At 69.8% G+C, this 18,010-nt stretch carries 15 protein-coding genes; 7 read left to right on the top strand and 8 right to left on the bottom strand.

Annotated elements, in window-relative coordinates; all coding sequences use genetic code 11:
* Positions 1-843 carry a transglutaminase family protein gene (locus tag FKR81_RS39520; protein WP_146360109.1) on the top strand — a complete coding sequence of 281 codons (843 nt, stop codon included), beginning with the start codon at positions 1-3 and terminating at the stop codon, positions 841-843.
* A 1-nt stretch (position 844) separates the two neighbouring features.
* On the opposite strand, the gene FKR81_RS39515 is transcribed toward FKR81_RS39520, so the two are convergent.
* On the bottom strand, positions 845-1,273 hold the full coding sequence (locus tag FKR81_RS39515) for a type II toxin-antitoxin system PemK/MazF family toxin (protein ID WP_146360107.1): 429 nt from the start codon (positions 1,271-1,273) through the stop codon (positions 845-847).
* Between the two features lie 85 nt (positions 1,274-1,358).
* On the opposite strand from FKR81_RS39515, the gene lepA reads away from it, so the two are divergent.
* Positions 1,359-3,194 carry a translation elongation factor 4 gene (gene lepA / locus FKR81_RS39510; protein WP_146360105.1) on the top strand — a complete coding sequence of 612 codons (1,836 nt, stop codon included), beginning with the start codon at positions 1,359-1,361 and terminating at the stop codon, positions 3,192-3,194.
* A gap of 57 nt (positions 3,195-3,251) precedes the next feature.
* On the top strand, positions 3,252-6,221 hold the full coding sequence (locus FKR81_RS39505) for an AfsR/SARP family transcriptional regulator (protein ID WP_146360102.1): 2,970 nt from the start codon (positions 3,252-3,254) through the stop codon (positions 6,219-6,221).
* A gap of 10 nt (positions 6,222-6,231) precedes the next feature.
* Here the strand turns inward: FKR81_RS39505 and FKR81_RS39500 are convergent, their stop codons facing one another.
* The 4 genes from FKR81_RS39500 to FKR81_RS39485 form a co-directional block, all read right to left on the bottom strand.
* On the bottom strand, positions 6,232-6,666 hold the full coding sequence (locus FKR81_RS39500; protein ID WP_146360099.1) for a hypothetical protein: 435 nt from the start codon (positions 6,664-6,666) through the stop codon (positions 6,232-6,234).
* Positions 6,667-6,807: 141 nt separating this feature from the next.
* Positions 6,808-7,038: a hypothetical protein gene (locus FKR81_RS39495; protein WP_146360096.1), complete on the bottom strand. Its 231-nt coding sequence runs from the start codon at positions 7,036-7,038 to the stop codon at positions 6,808-6,810.
* A 78-nt stretch (positions 7,039-7,116) separates the two neighbouring features.
* Positions 7,117-7,566 carry an HD domain-containing protein gene (locus tag FKR81_RS39490; RefSeq protein WP_146360094.1) on the bottom strand — a complete coding sequence of 150 codons (450 nt, stop codon included), beginning with the start codon at positions 7,564-7,566 and terminating at the stop codon, positions 7,117-7,119.
* Positions 7,567-7,575: 9 nt separating this feature from the next.
* Positions 7,576-8,715, bottom strand: a complete 1,140-nt coding sequence (locus FKR81_RS39485) for an SGNH/GDSL hydrolase family protein (protein ID WP_146360091.1) — start codon at positions 8,713-8,715, stop codon at positions 7,576-7,578.
* A gap of 129 nt (positions 8,716-8,844) precedes the next feature.
* On the opposite strand from FKR81_RS39485, the gene FKR81_RS39480 reads away from it, so the two are divergent.
* Positions 8,845-10,305, top strand: a complete 1,461-nt coding sequence (locus FKR81_RS39480) for a chitinase (RefSeq protein WP_146360089.1) — start codon at positions 8,845-8,847, stop codon at positions 10,303-10,305.
* Here FKR81_RS39480 and FKR81_RS39475 read toward each other — a convergent pair.
* The gene (locus FKR81_RS39475) at positions 10,302-11,528 is read right to left on the bottom strand and encodes an alkaline phosphatase family protein (protein WP_146360085.1); all 1,227 of its coding nucleotides are present in this window, start codon (positions 11,526-11,528) and stop codon (positions 10,302-10,304) included. The two genes, FKR81_RS39480 and FKR81_RS39475, sit on opposite strands and share 4 nt — an antisense overlap.
* Complete coding sequence (locus FKR81_RS39470; protein WP_235922174.1) at positions 11,525-13,102, bottom strand: alkaline phosphatase D family protein; 1,578 nt, start codon at positions 13,100-13,102, stop codon at positions 11,525-11,527. Before FKR81_RS39470 ends, FKR81_RS39475 begins: the two co-directional genes overlap by 4 nt.
* Positions 13,103-13,179: 77 nt before the next feature.
* Here FKR81_RS39470 and FKR81_RS39465 point away from each other — a divergent pair, with 77 nt between their 5' ends.
* Together FKR81_RS39465 and FKR81_RS39460 are read left to right on the top strand one after the other, a co-directional pair.
* On the top strand, positions 13,180-14,226 hold the full coding sequence (locus FKR81_RS39465) for an NAD(P)H-dependent flavin oxidoreductase (protein WP_146360082.1): 1,047 nt from the start codon (positions 13,180-13,182) through the stop codon (positions 14,224-14,226).
* Between the two features lie 9 nt (positions 14,227-14,235).
* Positions 14,236-15,804, top strand: coding sequence for a DUF885 domain-containing protein (locus FKR81_RS39460; protein WP_328593192.1), 1,569 nt, complete (start codon positions 14,236-14,238; stop codon positions 15,802-15,804).
* On the opposite strand, the gene FKR81_RS39455 is transcribed toward FKR81_RS39460, so the two are convergent.
* A complete protein-coding gene (locus tag FKR81_RS39455) occupies positions 15,758-17,176 on the bottom strand; it encodes an amino acid permease (protein WP_146360079.1) in 1,419 nt (472 codons plus the stop codon). The genes FKR81_RS39460 and FKR81_RS39455 overlap by 47 nt on opposite strands.
* A 129-nt stretch (positions 17,177-17,305) precedes the next feature.
* On the opposite strand from FKR81_RS39455, the gene FKR81_RS39450 reads away from it, so the two are divergent.
* Positions 17,306-17,836, top strand: a complete 531-nt coding sequence (locus FKR81_RS39450; RefSeq protein WP_146360076.1) for an ATP/GTP-binding protein — start codon at positions 17,306-17,308, stop codon at positions 17,834-17,836.
* The last annotated feature ends 174 nt before the right edge of the window (positions 17,837-18,010 follow it).

The raw sequence follows: 18,010 nt of genomic DNA, 5'->3' as shown, positions 1-18,010 counted from the left end.
ATGACGTGGCGCGTCCGCGTGGTGCACACGACCGGGTACGTGTACGAGACAGCCGTCGTGCAGTCGTACAACGAGGCGAGGCTCACGCCGCGCGGTGACCGGCGGCAGAACGTCGTGGTGAGCCGGGTCGAGACCAACCCGGCGACCAGGGCGTACCGGTACACCGACTACTGGGGCACCGAGGTCACGTCGTTCGACCTGCACGCGCCGCACCGGGAGCTGAAGGTCGTCGCGTCGTCCGTGGTCGAGACCAGCGCCGAGATCGAGCCGGTGCGGACCGGCTCGTGGGCGGACGTCCGCGCGGACGCCCTGGTCGACCGGTACACGGAGTTCCTGGAACCGACCCGCTACACGCCGCGCAACCGCGAGCTGATCGCCGTCGCGCGGGAGCTCAAGCGCGGCAAGACGCCGGCCGACGCGGTGCTGGACGCCTCGCAGTGGGTGTGGGAGCAGCTGAAGTACCAGCCGGGCAGCACCGGCGTGCACAGCTCGGCGGTCGACGCGTGGCAGGAGCGCAAGGGCGTCTGCCAGGACTTCGCGCACCTGACCCTGGTGTTGCTGCGCGCGATGGGCATCCCGGCGCGGTACGTGTCCGGGTACCTGCACACCAAGAAGGACGGCGCGCTGCGGGAGACCGTGCGCGGCGAGTCGCACGCGTGGATCGAGGCGTGGACCGGCGGGTGGTGGGGGTACGACCCCACCAACGCCATGCCGGTCGGGCCCCGGCACGTGTGGGTGGCGCTGGGGCGTGACTACGCCGACGTGGCGCCGCTGAAAGGCATCTACTCGGGCGGCGCCGCGTCGGCGTTGGAAGTGACGGTGGACATCACGCGGCTGGCCTGACTCAGCGCCAGCCGTGGCGCTCCCGCAGCACGTCGACGACCTCGCCGAACGCGGCGGGGCCGAGCACCGCGCCCTCGCGCCGGATGTCGTCCTCGTCGAGCGCGAAGACGCGGTCGAGCCGCAGGTAGGAGGGCCTGCCGTCGCGGTCCCACGCTCCGGCGCCGAGCTCGAGGTAGTCCTCGCGCGGCTCCTTCGACGACAGCATCAGCGCGAGCAGTTCGCCGCCGCCCGCGTGGCCGACGACCAGCAGCGGGCGGTCCTTGCCGCGGTTCGCGTCCTCCTCGAAGGGCACCCACGCCCAGACGACCTCGCCGGGGTCGGCGTCGCCGTCCACGGCGGGGGAGTAGTCGAGTTTCGCGGCACCGGCCGCGTCGTAAACCTCGCGCACCGCGCCCTTCACCGGGCGGGGGTCTTCACCGTTCTGCAGCACGAACGCACCCTAGTGGTGCAGGCCACTCGGGCCGCCATGGGACCATTAGCGTGACACCCGTCCGAAATTGCTGCAGAGGACCACCTTGAGCACGTTCGCCGACCAGACGTTCACGTCGCCGGAGCTCATCCGGAACTTCTGCATCATCGCGCACATCGACCACGGCAAGTCGACGCTGGCCGACCGGATGTTGCAGCTCACGGGCGTCGTAGACGCGCGGGCCATGCGCGCCCAGTACCTCGACCGGATGGACATCGAGCGCGAGCGCGGCATCACGATCAAGGCGCAGAACGTGCGCCTGCCGTGGGTCGTCGACGGCACCAACCACGTCCTGCACATGATCGACACGCCCGGTCACGTGGACTTCACCTACGAGGTCTCCCGCGCGCTCGAGGCGTGCGAGGGCGCGGTGCTGCTGGTCGACGCCGCGCAGGGCATCGAGGCGCAGACGCTCGCGAACCTGTACCTGGCGATGGAGAACGACCTCACCATCATCCCGGTGCTGAACAAGATCGACCTGCCTGCCGCGGACCCGGACAAGTACGCGAAGGAGATCGCGCACATCGTCGGCTGCGAGCCGGAGGACGTGCTGCGCGTCTCGGCCAAGACCGGCCTCGGCGTCGGCGAGCTGCTGAACGAGGTCGTGAAGCAGGTCCCGCCGCCGGTCGGCGACGCGGACGCACCGGCCCGCGCGATGATCTTCGACTCGGTCTACGACACCTACCGCGGCGTCGTCACCTACATCCGCGTGGTCGACGGCAAGATCACCCCGCGCGAGCGCATCAAGATGATGTCGACGGGCGCGACCCATGAGATCCTCGAGGTCGGCATCGTCTCGCCCGAGCCCAAGCCCAGCGTGGGCCTCGGCGTCGGCGAGGTGGGCTACCTGATCACCGGCGTGAAGGACGTGCGCCAGTCGAAGGTCGGCGACACCGTCACGTCGGAGCGCAAGGGCGCCGCGGAGCCGCTGGCCGGCTACCGCGAGCCCCGTCCGATGGTCTACTCCGGTCTCTACCCGGTCGACGGCTCGGACTACCCGGAGCTGCGCGAGGCGCTGGACAAGCTGCAGCTCAACGATGCCGCGCTGACCTACGAGCCGGAGACCTCCGCGGCACTGGGCTTCGGCTTCCGCTGCGGCTTCCTCGGCCTGCTGCACCTGGAGATCACCCGCGACCGCCTGGAGCGCGAGTACGGTCTCGACCTGATCTCCACGGCCCCGAACGTCGTGTACCGCGTCGTCATGGAGGACGGCACCGAGCACGTCGTGACGAACCCGTCCGACTGGCCGGAGGGCAAGCGGGCCGAGGTCTACGAGCCGATCACGAAGTGCACCATCATCGCCCCGTCCGACTACATCGGCGCGATCATGGAGCTCTGCCAGTCCAAGCGCGGCCAGCTGGGCGGCATGGACTACCTCTCCGAGGACCGCGTCGAACTGCGCTACACGATGCCGCTCGGCGAGATCATCTTCGACTTCTTCGACGCGCTGAAGTCGCGCACTCGCGGCTATGCGTCGCTGGACTACGAAGAGTCCGGCGAGCAGGACGCGGAGCTCGTCAAGGTCGACATCCTGCTGCAGGGCGAGACCGTCGACGCGTTCAGCGCGATCGTGCACAAGGACTACGCCTACGGCTACGGCACGCGGATGGCCACCCGCCTGCGCGAGCTCATCCCCAGGCAGCAGTTCGAGGTGCCGATCCAGGCGGCCATCGGTGCCCGCGTGATCGCCCGCGAGACGATCCGCGCGATCCGCAAGGACGTGCTGGCCAAGTGCTACGGCGGTGACATCACCCGCAAGCGCAAGTTGCTCGAGAAGCAGAAGGAAGGCAAGAAGCGGATGAAGATGGTGGGGCGCGTCGAGGTGCCGCAGGAGGCCTTCGTCGCCGCACTGTCGACCGATGAGCCTAAGGGCAAGAAGTAGGAAAACGATCGCCCCGGCCCCCTGTGTGCCAATACGTTGGCGCACAGGGGGTTTCGCGTGAGAACTGGGCTCGAGTTCGGACTGCTGGGCGTTTTCCGGGCACGTCGAGGGGAAGTGGTCGTTCCCCTGCCCGCACGGCCGCGGACGGTGCTCGCCGCGCTGCTGCTGGCCGAGGGCAGGCCGGTCGCGATGGACGCGCTCGTCGACGTGCTGTGGGGTGACGACCCGCCGGGCGCCGCGCGGTCGACGTTGCAGGTGCACGTGCTCCGCGTGCGCCGCGCGCTCGGGGAGGACCTGGTCCGGACCCGAGCCGGGGCGTACCTCGTGCCCGCGGACGCGGCGGTGTGCGACGTCACCGAGTTCCGCGACCTGCTGAGCAGGGCCCGCGACACGACCGACCGCGAGCAGGAACACGCTGTGCTGACCGGCGCGCTGGCGCTGTGGCGAGGCCCGGTACTGGCCGACGTCGACTCCGAGGCGCTGCGCCGCACCGAGGGCACGCGGCTGGACGAGCAACGCCTCGACGCCGTCGAGCGCCGCGCCGAACTCGCGTTGGCGCTCGGCAAACCGGACGAGGTCGTGGCCGACATGACCGCGGTGGTGGCGGAGCACCCGTTGCGCGAGATGGCGTGGGCGCACCTGCTGTCCGCACTGCGCCACACCGGCCGCCGGGCCGAGGCGATGGCGGCCTACCACCGCGTCCGCACGGTGCTGCGCGCTGAACTGGGCGTGGAACCGCATCCGCGCGTGCAGGCGGCGCACCAGGCCGTGCTGGCCGACGAGCAGCCGGTCGCACCCGCCCAGCTGCCGTCCGAGCTGCCCGTGTTCGTCGGACGCCGGCGGGAACGCGCGGAGCTGGTGGACGCCGTGGCCCGCGCTCCGCTGGTCGTGCTGTCCGGCCCGCCCGGTGTGGGGAAGACGGCGCTGGCCGTGCACGTGGCCCACCGCGTGCGCTCGCACTACCCGGACGGTCAGCTGCACGCGGACCTGCGCGGCTTCTCCGCCGATGACCCGCTGCCCGCTCGCCTGGTGCTGGAACGGTTCCTGCGCGCACTGGGCCTCGCCCCGCACCAGGTGCCTGCCGACGAGGGTGAGCAGGTGGCGCTGTACCGCAGTCTGTTGTCCGGCCGCCGCGTGCTGGTGGTGCTGGACAACGCCGGATCCGCGGCGCAGGTGCGCCCCTTCGTGCCGGGTGCGGGCAGCGCACTGCTCGTCACCAGCAGGGAGGCCATGCCGGGGCTGGCGGTCACCGACGGCGCGTCCCACGTGCGGCTGGCCCCGTTGACCGGCCAGGAGGCACGTGACCTGCTGACCACCGCGCTGGGTGCCCGAGCCGCGGCCGAACCGGACGCGATCGGCGATCTGACGGAGGTGTGCGGCGGGCTGCCGCTAGCCCTGCGCATCGCCGCCGCGAACCTGGCCGCCAACCCGCACCTGGCCGTGTCCGACTACCGCGACGTGCTCCGCGCGGCACCGGCGGCCCGCCTGCGCGTCGGCGACGGCGAGATAGCCGTCAGCGCGTCGTTCGACCTGTCCTACGAGCGCCTGTCCCCGGCAGGCCGTGAGCTGTACCGGCTGCTGGGCGTGCTTCCCGGTGCGGACTTCTCCCGCGACGTGGCGGTCGCCGCGGTCCCCGACTCCTCGGAGGCGTTGGACCGCCTGGTGACCGCGAACCTCGTCACCCCGTCCGGCAGCGACCGCTACCAGGTGCACGACCTGATCCGCGGCCACGCGTCAGCCCGCGCCGAAGCGGACACGACCGACGCGGCGAACCGCGCGTTGGACTTCTACCTGCACACCGCCGACAACGCCACGCGCGCGCTCTACCCGGACCACCAGCGCCCGGCGCTGAGTCCGTCGTCCGTTCGCCCACGTGACCACCGCTCGCCGTCCGGCGCCCGTGCGTGGCTGAACGCGGAACTGGCCAATCTGGTCGCCTGCGCCGTGAGCGCCCACCACTTCGGACGGCACCGCTACGAGCGGCAGGTGGCCGAGGTCCTGCGGGGGCATCTGCGCGCCGAAGGACTCGCTCTGTGGCGGGAGGCGTTGTCCGGCAAGGGTTCCGACGATCTCGCGGGCCTCACCGACTACGTGCTGGGCCACTACCGGGAGGCCATCGGCCACCACCGCCGCGCGCTGTCCCACCACCAGGGCTCCGGCGACCACGTGGCGACGCTGACGAGCCTGCACAACCTCGCCCGCGCACACGCGGGGCTAGGCCATCACGACAACGCGATCGCCCTGCACACCGAGGCCATCGAGCTGGGTTCGCGGACCGGCTCCGTCACGGCGACCCTGCTGCACCTCAACCACCTGGGCTTCGCCGCGTTCGTCTCCGGCCGGCTCGACACCGCCGAAGCCCACCACCGCCGCGCACTGGAATTGGCCGCCGCGTCCGAGGTGCTCGCGACGGCGCACGCGTGGAACGGGTTGGGCCTGGTGGCCTGGGCCCGAGGCGACCTGACGAACTCGATCTCGGCCCACCAACAGGCGTGCGACCTGGCCACGGGTGACCACCAACTGCTCGGCTTCGCTCAGATCTGGCTGGCGATGTCGTGCTGCGAAGCGGGTCTGCACGACCGCGCTGTCGCGGCCGCCGAGGCGGGCATCGCCGCCGGTCGCACCGCGGGCGATCCCCGCCACGAGGTCGTGGGCACGATGATCGTCGCCGACGTCCGCCGCCACACCGGAGCCGACGTCCTGGACGACTACGCCTCGGCGTTGCGACGGGCCGAGACCATCGGCTTCGCGCACGGCGAGCTGCCGCTGAGGTGCCGGATGGCCTCGGTCCTGCGCGACGCCGGCGACCCGGACGGCGCTTTGGGGCACGCCGACCGGGCCGTGGAACTCGTCGAGACCACGGGCGTCCGGCTCGCCGAGCCGGACGCCCTGATCGAGCTGGGTCTCACCCACCGCGCGCTCGGTGCTGCCGACCGGGCGCGTGCCTGCCTGGACCGCGCGGTGGAGCTGGCGGCCGGATCAGGACAACGGCTGGTGGAGGCCAGGGCTCGTCACCACCGTCAATGACGGACGGGGACTACGGCCAGGTGCAGAACAACTCGCCGGTGATCCCGCTGGTGAGGCAGGCCTGCAGGTCCTGCCCCCTCGGCTGCCCGGACAGAACCCACTCGTTCGGCATCTCGCCGGTCTCCGGGTCGACGTTCGCCGGAGCCTCTCGGTAGGAGTTCGCCACCCAGCCCTTGGTGTGGTACGGGACGTAGCCCGTCCGGAGCTGGTCGCGGTTGAAGACGATCTTCTGGTTGGCCCGGTACATCCACGCGTTGCGCTTGGTCGACCAGCACCTCTCCAGCACCAGGCCCGCGAAGTCGGCGCGGCTCTGGACGGTCTCGGGCGCGACAGGACACTTGAAGAAGTCGGCGGTGCCGGGGTCTGCCGACGCAGGTGCGGCGGTCACCGCCGTCGCCGCGAAGGCAGCCAGTCCGACCGCGAGCGCTTTCTTGAGCATTGTCATCGTTCCCCTCTCCAGGATTTCTCCTGGAGACGAAGCTAGGAACGTCCGCTGAAAATCGGCCTGCACCGGCCTTAAAGGTGTGCGGAAACGCGAAGGCCACCCTCGGCGTCGTTGCCGGGGTGGCCTTGGGGATCCTCGTTATCAGGCGCCGGTGCGGATCAGCCGGTCCATCGCCTGACGGTTGATGATCGAACGGAGCTCGTTCGCCTCCGCGCCGGAGTGGCGGGAGAGGATGGCGTCCAGCTCGATGCGGTCGCTCTCGGAGGTGTAGCTGGCCAGCTGCCGCTCAAGGCTCTGGCGACTACGGCGCGCCGCGCGGCGGTCGGCCATGGTCGTGCGCAGGGACTTGACGGACAGGGTGTGGCGGGTCATCTCTTCCTTTCATTGGTCTACACAACCCATCATCCACCCTGTTCGCGCCATCTGCATCGATTCCGGATGTGACCTGCGTCAGTGGGACGAAAGCTTCGTCACAGCCGTGTCGAGGAAGCGCAGCGCGTTGTCGTACTTGATCCGCAGCCGGGCGCGGGTCGCCGGGTCGAGCTGGTCGATGCGCGCGGGCGAGGCGTTGTCCGCGATGTCCGCCCGCTTCACGACCAGCGCGATCGGGTCGGCGACCACGCGGGTCAGGTACTCCTCCTGGTGCTCGTCGGGTTCCCTGCTCAGTGCGACCACGGCGTCGAGCACGGCGCCGGGGCAGCCGGCCGCGGCCAGGTCCGCCGCGCTCACCGCGGTGTCCTCGATGACGTCGTGCAGGACGGCGGCCATCTTGTGGTGTTCACCCTCGACGTTGTCCATCACGCGCAGCGGGTGCGTGATGTAGGGCTGGCCGGACTTGTCGGTCTGCCCGTCGTGGGCCTCGGTTGCGATGCGGATCGCGTCGTCGAGGGTGAACGTCAAAACAACCTCCTACAGCAGCATCAGGTCAACCGCCCTGCCCATGGCCTCGTACCCGGCGTCCGTCAGGTGCAGGCGGTCCGGTCGGGCGTAGGGCTCGAGGAGCCAGGTCGGGCGGGCCGGGTCGCGCACGGCGGCATCGAAGTCGACGACGCCGTCGAACTCGCCACTCGTGCGGATCCAGGCGTTGACGGCCGAGCGTACGGCCTCACGTTTCTCGGTGAACCCCGAGTAGCCGCCCATCGGCGTGATCGTGGCGCCCAGCACGCGCACGCCCCGCTGGTGTGCGAGCGCGATGACCTGCTGATATCCGGTTCGCAGCTGCTCGAACGTGGCCTCAGGTGACGCTTTGATGTCGTTGATGCCTTCCAGCACGATCGCCGTGCGCACCCCGGCCCGCGCCAGCACGTCACGCGGCGTGCGCGCGATGCCGGACACGCCGTAGGTGCCGTCGCGCAGCAGCTGGTTGCCGCTGATGCCGGAGTTCACCACGCCCAGCGGCGTGCGGGACGCGAGCACGTCCGTCCACCGCCGGTGCGCGCCGCCGGTCGACCCGGAGCCGTCGGTGATCGAGTCACCCAGTGCCACCACGGATCCGCGCACCGGCGAGCCGCCGACCGACACCTCGGACAGGTAGTACCAGGAGCCGGTCTTCTGCGTGAACGCGTCGCCCGCGACGTCGCGGGCGTGGTCGCCGGCCGCCACGTAGTTCGTCTGCAACGCGCTGCGGTGGTACGTCGGCACCTCGGGAGCCTTCGACGCGTAGATGCTCACCAGTACGGACGTGTCCGCCGCGACGCGCAACGGGACCGGGTCGGACAGCAGCTCCGCGCCGCGCCGCACCACGACCGAAGTCCTGCCGGAGAACGACACCCGGCGCGGGGTGTCGGTGGCCGCGGCACCGTTGCCCGGTGCCACGGTGACCCGTCCGACGGTCAGGTCGCCCGAGCTGAACACGTTCGACAGCCTCAATCGGACGGACGAACCGCCGACGGTCAGCCGGACGACGTTCCGCACGGTGTAAGCGGTTCCGGTGACATCGGGTGAAACCGGTGTCTGCACGGCCGACCCCCACGCGGCCACCCAGGCCGGAGCGCTCTGAGCCGGAGTGGTGAAACCCAGTAGCAGAGCCAGTACGAGCAAAACGCGCATGCCGCTCCTCAACGACAGGGCGGCGTCGACGTCAGACTAATACATCCGATCACTTGCTCAGATCAAGTGGTCTAGTCCATTGTGATGCCACTCGCATCGTGGTCGCCGCATGATTCGTGGAGGTCGACCATGTCCCGAACCAGACGAGTGGCCATAGCCCTGCTCTCCGCGCTGCTCGCCTGCGCCGGTCTGGTGCTCGTGCTGAACGGCAACGCGGCCGCCGCGAACCTCGCGGCGAACAACGGGTTCGAAGCGGGCAACACGAGCGGCTGGACCTGCACCGGCGCCAGCGTCGTGACCAGTCCCAAGCGCTCCGGCAACTACGCGCTCGCCGGCACGCCCGCCGGCCAGGACAACGCGCGCTGTTCGCAGACCATCACCGTGCAGCCGAACACGGCGTACAAGCTGTCCGCCTGGGTGCAGGGCAGCTACGTGTACCTCGGCGTCACCGGTGGCGTCGAGAAGAACACGTGGACGCCGGGGTCGGCGAGCTTCAGCCAGCTCACCGTCGACTTCAACAGCGGCAGCGCCACGAAGGTCACGATCTACCTGCACGGCTGGTACGGCCAGCCCGCGTACTACGCCGACGACGTGAGCCTCGACGGTCCCGGCACCCCGCCGACGACCACGAGCACCACCAGCACCACCACGACGACGACCACCACCACGACCACGACGACGGGCAACCCGCCGAACACCGGCCTGCCCAAGCACGTCCTCACCGGGTACTGGCAGAACTTCTACAACGGCGCCCGCGCGCTGAAGCTCGCCGACGTGCCCACGACGTACGACATCGTCGCGGTCTCGTTCGCCGACGCCACCGGCACTCCGGGCCAGGTCTCGTTCACGCTCGACTCGGGTCTGTCGGGCCAGCTCGGCGGCTACACCGACGCGCAGTTCAAGGCGGACGTCAGGACGCTGCAGAATCGCGGCCAGAAGGTGATCATCTCGGTCGGCGGCCAGAACGGCACGATCAGCGTCAACGACTCGAACTCGGCGACCAACTTCGCCAACAGCATCAAGTCGCTCATCTCGAGCTACGGCTTCAACGGCGTCGACATCGACCTGGAGAACGGCGTCAACTCGACCTACATGGGCCAGGCGCTGCGCAGCATCCACGCCGGTGGCGGCACCGTGATCACCATGGCGCCGCAGACGATCGACATGCAGAACACCGGTGCCGAGTACTTCAAGCTGGCGCTGAACATCAAGGACATCCTGACGATCGTCAACATGCAGTACTACAACTCCGGCACCATGCTCGGCTGCGACCAGAAGGTGTACGGCCAGGGCACGGTCGACTTCCTGACCGCGCTCGCGTGCATCCAGCTGCAGAGCGGCCTGCGGCCCGACCAGGTCGGTCTCGGCCTGCCCGCGTCACCCAGCGGTGCGGGCGGCGGCTACCAGTCGCCGTCCAACGTCAACAACGCGTTGAGCTGCCTCGCCAGGGGCACCAGCTGCGGCTCGTTCAAGCCGTCCACGACGTGGCCGTCGATCCGCGGCGCGATGACGTGGTCGATCAATTGGGACGCCTCGAACAACTGGCAGTTCGCGAACACCGTTGCCCCTCACCTGGACTCCCTGCCCTAGGTGATGGCCTCCCGCCGCACGGTGCCGTCGTAGTCACCGTGCGGCGAGGGGAGGCCGAACAGCGCACCGACCGTCGGCGCCACGTCGATCGTGGACGCGGCGGCCGACGAGACAACTCCCTTGCGCACCACCGGATCCCCGCCCGCGATCAGGAACGGGATGGGTGAGGTGGCCGGGTGACCGTGGTTGCCGGGAATCGGGTTCGACCACGGCTTCGGGTCGCTGAACCGCCACCCCGCGCGGCAGTACGCGACGAGGTCGCCTGCTTCCGGTCCGAGTCGCAGCCAAGCGGGCTCGTGCACCGACAGCACGCCTTCGACCGCTTCGACCACCGACCGCATCCGAGCCACCGCGAGCGGCCGATCCGCCTCGGATCCCGTCCAGTACAACAGGTCCGCGCCGCCGTTCTGCGCGATCACCACGTTCCCGCGCAGCACCGGATCGGCGTCCAGCACGGGCTGCAACGAGATCAACGCGGTGGGCAGCGACCAGTCCATCGAGTGGTCCGCCAGCACGACCAGCACGGACCGCTCCCAGCGCCCGGTCTCCCGCAGGTGCGTCACGAACGAGCCGAGCTGCGCGTCGGCCGACCGCACCGCGACGGAACGCGCCACGGACCCGGTGACATCGGAGTGCCCGACCCGGTCGCAGTCGCCGAAGTTGACGAACACCAGGTCCGGATCGGCCGAGTCGACCATCGCGCGAAGAGCCTGCGAGGTGAACACGTCCGGCGCGTGCCCGGTGACCGGCAGCACCGGCGCGGGCTCCCAGCGGTATGAAGCGCGTGTGCCGAACACGCCGTACAAGTACTCCTTCGACAACACGGTCCCGGTGCGCGAACCCAGTGCGGGCAACCGTTCCAGCACCGACGGGAACCGCAGGTCGGACGCGCGGTCCATGGTCCGCACGGCGCCCTGCAGCCGGTCGTACACGCTGTTGGCCGGCACGCCGGTCCGGTCGGGCCGCACGCCGGTCATCATCATCACGTGGTTCGGGATGGTCTCCATCACCGGCAACGACCGCGCCCGCGGGAAGTACGTGCCTTCCCCTTGCAGCGCAACGAGATGAGGCGTCAGCGACGGGCCGACCTCGTCCGGTCGCAGCCCGTCGAGCACCACGACGTACACCCGGCGCCCCGGCCGGACGGCGCCGAACGCGACGCCGGGCGCCGCGGACAGCACCACGGCACCGGCGGCGGCGCGCAGGAACGACCGGCGCCTCATCGGATGCTCTGCGTTCCGGCGGGCACCACGACGGACTTGGCCAGCGCGGCAGGCGAGTCGGCGCGCTGCCGGTCCGCCAGGAAGTACCAGCTCATCCGCACCTCGGCGGGCCGCACGTCCAGCACGGCGTACCCGTGCGAGTCGAGCTCGGCCCACTTGAGGTGGCGGTTGAGCCCCATCAACGCCGTCTCGACCGCCACGGACGACGTGCGCGGTGGTGTGCGGGTCAGGTCGTCGATGTTGTCGGACGTCACGGACGGCACGACCAGCTCGGTCGCCACGGTGCGGGACAACGGGTACGTGCCCGCGTCCACCGGCACCTCGAACGCCCACGACGTGTGGATGTCACCGGTGAGGAACACCGTGTCGCGCACGCCGTTGTCGGCCAGCAGCGAGATCAACGCGCGCCGGTCGGCCGAGTAGCCGTCCCACTGGTCGTTGTTCAGCACGACGCCGTCGGGGGACTGGCCGGTCAGCGAAGCCAAAGCCGTGCCGACGGCCAGCGGCAGCGGAGGCACGAGCAGCGGCGAGAACATCACCGGGTTGCCGACGAGCTTCCACTGCACGTCGGAGTCGAGCAGCGATTCCCGCAGGAACGCCATCTGGTCCGGTCCGGTCAGCGAGCCCGGAGTTCCCTGCTTCGCGCGGTAGCTGCGCAGGTCCAACATGGACAGTGAGGCGAGCGAGCCGAACCGCAGCCGTCGGTAGATGGTGTCCCCGGCGCCGAACCGGATCGGCATCCACTCGTGGTAGGCGCGCAACGCGGCCGCACGCCGCGAGACCCACGTGCCCTCCGCGCCCTCGGTGTGGTTCTCCGCGCCGCCGGACCAGGCGTCGTTGGCGGTCTCGTGGTCGTCCCACGTGATGATCCACGGGTACGCGGCGTGCAGCTGCTGGAGCTGAGGGTCGGTCTTGTACTGCCCGTGCCGCATCCGGTACTCGGCGAGTGTCGTCACCTCGCGCGCCGGCTGGTGCGCGCGGAACGCCCCGTACTCGCCTGGGCCGTACTCGTAGAGGTAGTCACCGAGGTGCACGACCGCGTCGAGGTCACCGCGCTCGGCGAGGTGCTGGTAGGCCGCGAAGTGGCCGGCCTGGTAGTTCGAGCACGACACGACGCCGAACCGCAGCTGTGACACGGATCCGGTGGGTGCGGTCTTGGTGCGGCCGACCGGCGAGCGGTGACCGTCGAACGTGAAGCGGTAGAAGTAGGTCCGGCCCGCGCGCAGCCCGGTGGCGTCGACCTTGACCGTGTGGTCGTGCGCGGGTCCGGTCGTGGCGGAACCGCGGCGGACGACCCGTTTGAAGACGGCGTCCTCGGCGACCTCGTACCCGACCGTCACCGACGGGCCGCGGCCGGAGCCCGGCACCGCGTCGGAGGTCGGCGTCACGCGGGTCCACAGCATCACGCGATCGGGTAGAGGATCGCCGGACGCGACGCCGTGTCGGAAAACACTGCGGGCGGCGTCGGCGGCCGACGGAGCGATGACGAAAGCCGCACCCGCGAAGGCGCTGAAACGCAGCAGGTCACGCCGAGGCAAAGCAGAACCGTTCTGGAACACCGGTACATCGGACACGAATGAAACCAATTTCGAAACCAATGTGAACCGGAATTCGTCGAGCGTTCAGCCGCCGGTCGAACTAGGTTGTGCACATGTTCGACGCCCTCGCCGTCCCCGTGATCGCCGCACCCATGGCGGGAGGCGTGTCCACACCCCGGCTGGTCGCCGAGGTCTGCGACGCGGGCGGTCTCGGCTTCCTCGCCGCCGGCTACCTGACCGTCGAGGCGCTGGCCGACCAGATCCGGCGCACCACCGAGCTGACGGACCGGCCGTTCGCGGTGAACCTGTTCGTGCCGGGCACTCGACCGACCACCGACCTCACCGGCTACCGGGACCGGGTCCGCGCGCAGGCCCGCCAGTTCGGCGTCGAGCCCGGCGAGCCGCGGTGGGACGACGACAACTACGGCTCGAAGCTCGAACTCGTGCTGGCGCAACGGATCCCGATCGTGTCGTTCACGTTCGGCCTGCCCGACGCCGACGACGTGCAGCGGCTGCACGCGGCGGGCACGACGATCATCATCACGGTCACCACGCCCAGCGAGGCCCGCCAGGCGCAGCAGATCGGCGCGGACGCGTTGTGCGTGCAGGGCGCGGACGCGGGCGCGCACCGCGGCACGTTCAGCGACGACGGCATCTCGCCCGGCGGCGGCGAGCTGTACGGCACGCTGGCCGCGCTCCGGCTCGTCGCGGGTGTCGTCGACCTGCCGCTCATCGCGACCGGTGGCCTGATGCACGGCGCGGACGTCGCCGCCGTGCTCACCGCGGGCGCCGTCGCGGCGCAGCTCGGCACCGCGTTCCTCGGCTGCCCGGAGGCGGGAACCCAACCGGCGCACCGGGAAGCGCTCGCCGAGGGAGCCAGGCGCACCGCGTTGACGCGCGCGTTCAGCGGCCGTCCCGCGCGGGCGATGGTGAACCGGTTCCTGATCGAGAACACGTCGCACGCGCCCGCCGCGTACCCGAACGTCAACCACCTCACCAAGCCCGTGCGCGCCACCGGTGAGGTCGAGGTCATGTCGCTCTACGCGGGCACCACCTACCCGCTCGCGACGGCCGAGCCCGCCGCGGACGTGGTGCGCAGGATCGACGCCGAGATGCGTGATGCGATCAATTCCGTGGCGGCGAGGTTCGCGCGCGACTAAGAAGGACCTGTGACGAGCCTCGCGGATGACATGTTCCGGCTGATCCTCGACGACTCCCCGATCATGGCGTCGGTCATCGGGATCCCCGGATACGAAGACCGGATGCGCGACTGGAGCGAGGAAGGCGACCAGGCGCTGCGCGCTCGCGCGGCCGACATCGTCGACCGGGCCGCGGCGGACACCGAGGAGGACCCGGTCACGCGCGCGGTCATCGTCGACCAGGCCCACTCGCTGATCGCGACCATCGACTCGCGCATCGTCGAGCACGTGGTCGCGGAAGGCTTCTTCGGGCCGGTCGGGTCGCTGTTCACCATGCTGCCGCTGATCGACGCGGCGCCGCGGCTGCCGAAGATCCCCGAGTACCTGCGCCAGGTCGCGGACCGGCTGCGCACCGAGGACCGGTATCCGCTCAGCCGGCACGTGGCAACCGCCGTCGCGCACGTCGAGCGCTACCTCGCCTCGCCGGTGGCGAAGTGGGAGGAGTCCAACTCCGAGCTCGTGCGCGCGGCGTTCGCCGAGTACCGCGACGTGCTGCGCGACGAGATCGCGCCGCACGGCCGTCCGGACGACGAGGCGGGCCTGTGCTGGCTGCCCGACGGCGAGCGCAACTACGCCCGGCTGGTCGAGCGGTACACCACGACCAAGCACACGCCGGAGCAGCTGCACCAGATCGGGCTCGACCTGATCGCGAAGCTGCGCGAGGAGTACGTGGAGATCGGGTCGAAGGTCTTCGGCCTCGACACCGTCGAGGAAGTCTTCGAGAAGCTGCGCACCGACACCTCACTGCGCTGGCCGGACGAGCAGTCGATGATCGACGCGGCGAGGCTCAGCATCACGCGCGCCGAGGAGGCCGCGCCGCAGTGGTTCGGGCGGGTGCCGTCGACGCGCTGCCAGGTCGAGTTCGTGCCGGAGGCGGAGCAGGACATCGCACCGCTGGCGTACTACGTCGACCCGGCACCCGACGGATCCCGTCCCGGTACGTACTTCCTGAACCCGAAGGGTGCGACCGAACGGCACCGCTCGCTGTCGGATGCGATCGCGTTCCACGAGGCCGTGCCCGGCCACCACTTCCAGATCGAGCTGTCGAAGGAGCTGGACCTGCCGGACATCCGCAAGTACGCGTTCATCGACGCGTACCTGGAGGGGTGGGCGCTCTACACCGAGCGCCTCGCCGACGAGATGGGCCTCTACACCGACGACCTGGCGCGCATCGGCATGCTGACCCAGGACGCGATGCGCGCGGGCAGGCTCGTCGTCGACACCGGCATCCACGCGTTCGGCTGGTCCCGGCAGCGCGCGATCGACTTCCTGCTGGAGAACACCGTGATGAGCCCGGTGGAGGTCGAGGCGGAGATCGACCGCTACATCGAGGTGCCAGGGCAGGCGCTGGCCTACATGGTGGGGCGTCTGGAGATCCAGCGCCTGCGCGATCAGGCTTCCGCGACGATGGGGGACCGGTTCGACATCCGCGAGTTCCACGACCTCGTGATCGGCGGCGGACCGCTGCCGCTGGCCGTGCTCGCGGACGTGGTCACCGCTTGGTCTTCTCCAGCACCGAGTTCTTCTTCGAGTACGTGAAGTAGACGATCAGGCCGAGCACGAACCACACCGCGAACCGCAGCCACGTCTCCGGTGCGAGGAACGTGATCAGCCACAGCGAGAAGATCACGCCGATGATCGGCACGACCGGCATGCCCGGCGTCTTGAACGTGCGCGGCAGGTCGGGCTGCTTGTAGCGCAGCACGATCACCGCGACGCACACGACGACGAACGCCAGCAGGATGCCGATGTTGGTGAGCTCGGCGGCCTCCGCGATGGGCAGGAAGCCCGCGATGATCGCGGACGCGATGCCGAGCACCCAGGTGATCCGGCTGGGCACGTGCTTCACCGGGTGCGTCTTCGCGAACCACTGGGGCAGCAACCCGTCGCGGCTCATCGAGTAACCGACGCGGGCGGCGCCGAGGAGGAACGTGAAGAGCACCGTGGTGATGCCGAGGATCGCGCCGACGCTGATGATGATGCCGAGCCACTGCAGTCCGACGTCGGAGAACGCCGTGGCGAACGCGCTCTCCGGGTCCACGTTCTTGTAGTTGACCATGCCGGTCAGCACCAGGCAGGCGAGCACGTACAGCACCATCGAGACGGCCAGCGAGTAGATGATCGCCTTCGGCATGTGCCGCTGCGAGTCCTTCGACTCCTCGGCCGCCGTGCTCATCGCGTCGTACCCGAAGACCGCGAAGAAAACCGTTGCCGCACCGGTGAAAGCGCCGCTGAGCCCGAACGGGAAGAACGGGTTGTAGTTGTCGGTGTCGATGTGGAACGCGCCGACCGCGATCACGAGTACGACGACCGCGACCTTGAGGTACACCAGCGTGGTCTCGAAGCGCGCGGCGTTCTTCATGCCCATGTTGAGCACGTACGCGATCAGCAGGCACAGGATCACCGCGAACAGGTTCACCTTGTACGTGCCCTCGGCTATTCCCTCGCTTTCCGTGCCGGGCGCGCCGAGCATCCACTGCGGCAGGTTGATGTGCAGCAGGCTCAGCAGTTCGGTGAAGTACCCGCTGATGCCGATCGCCACGACCGCGACGATCGCGGTGTACTCGAGCAGCAGGTCCCACCCGATGAACCAGCCGACGATCTCGCCGAGCACCGCGTAGCCGTACGTGTAAGCCGACCCGGCCTTGGGGATCAGTCCCGCGAACTCCGCGTACGAGAACGCCGCCGCCGCGCTCGCGATACCGGCGATCAGGAACGAGATGAGCACCGCGGGACCCGCGGTCTTGTTGGCCACCGCGCCCGCGAGTGAGAAGATGCCCGCGCCGATGATGCCGCCGATCCCGATCGCGGTGAGCTGCCACAAGCCCAGCGTCTTCGTGAGCTCGGTGCCGCCCTCCTCGCCGATCTGGTCGATGGGCTTGCGCCTGAAGACGCCCTGCGCCGTCGTCATGCTTCATCTCCCTTGATGAGTGGACCTCGGCGAAACCTATGCGCGTCAACTGTCACGCGCTTTGTGTGATCGCACCAATCAGCCGGGAGTGTTTTGTACTTCCGTGATGTTTCGAGTTCGAGGAGGGTCATGCCGAACTACGTCCTGACCGGCACTCCGGGTGCCGGCAAGACCGCGCTGCTGCGCAGGCTGGAGGTGCTCGGCCACGCCGTGGTCGAGGAGGCCGCGACCGCCGTGATCGCGCTGGAGGCCGCGCAGGGGTGCGACCGGCCGCAGCGCGACCCGTCGTTCATCGACAACGTCCTGGCCCTGCAGCGGGCCAGGCAGGCGCGTGCGCCCGGTGAGGGCGTGGTCTTCTGGGACCGCTCACCGGTGTGCACGCTCGCGCTCAGCCGGTACCTGGGCTTCCCGCCGCCCCGCGCGCTGACCGACGAGGTCGTCCTCGCTCGGCAGCGGTACGAGCCGACCGTCTTCTTCGTGCGCAACCAGGGGCACGTCGAGCGGACCTCGGCGCGGCGGATCAGCTTCGCCGACTCGCTCGTCTTCGAGCAGGTTCACGAGGACGTGTACCGCGAGTTGGGGTTCCGGTTGGTCGACGTGCCGGCCGGTCTGTTGGCCGACCGGGTCGCGGTGGTCCTGTCGGCTGCATGTCCGCGGTGAATTGCGGGAAGTCGGCGCTCGGGGCCCGGAATTGTCAGAGGTCGCTGGGAGAATGGAACCAGGGGACCCCCAGGCGGGGACGCCTGCGTCAGCACGCGGCACAGTGGCTCAGCGACCGAGTCCAACGGCTCAGCTCAACGGATCGGCCCAGCGACCGAGTCCAACGGGTTGGCT

Source organism: Lentzea tibetensis, from assembly GCF_007845675.1.
GTDB lineage: Bacteria > Actinomycetota > Actinomycetes > Mycobacteriales > Pseudonocardiaceae > Lentzea > Lentzea tibetensis.
Note: the sequence above shows the minus strand (reverse complement) of the source record. Positions and strands in the feature narration are given on the sequence as shown.

Coding starts and splice junctions, on each gene's coding strand:
- FKR81_RS39520 (WP_146360109.1), top strand. CDS start 1: ATGACGTGGCGCGTCCGCGTGGTGCACACGACCGGGTACGTGTACGAG.
- FKR81_RS39500 (WP_146360099.1), bottom strand. CDS start 6,666: ATGACAATGCTCAAGAAAGCGCTCGCGGTCGGACTGGCTGCCTTCGCG.
- FKR81_RS39495 (WP_146360096.1), bottom strand. CDS start 7,038: ATGACCCGCCACACCCTGTCCGTCAAGTCCCTGCGCACGACCATGGCC.
- FKR81_RS39485 (WP_146360091.1), bottom strand. CDS start 8,715: ATGCGCGTTTTGCTCGTACTGGCTCTGCTACTGGGTTTCACCACTCCG.
- FKR81_RS39480 (WP_146360089.1), top strand. CDS start 8,845: ATGTCCCGAACCAGACGAGTGGCCATAGCCCTGCTCTCCGCGCTGCTC.
- FKR81_RS39475 (WP_146360085.1), bottom strand. CDS start 11,528: ATGAGGCGCCGGTCGTTCCTGCGCGCCGCCGCCGGTGCCGTGGTGCTG.
- FKR81_RS39465 (WP_146360082.1), top strand. CDS start 13,180: ATGTTCGACGCCCTCGCCGTCCCCGTGATCGCCGCACCCATGGCGGGA.
- FKR81_RS39455 (WP_146360079.1), bottom strand. CDS start 17,176: ATGACGACGGCGCAGGGCGTCTTCAGGCGCAAGCCCATCGACCAGATC.
- FKR81_RS39450 (WP_146360076.1), top strand. CDS start 17,306: ATGCCGAACTACGTCCTGACCGGCACTCCGGGTGCCGGCAAGACCGCG.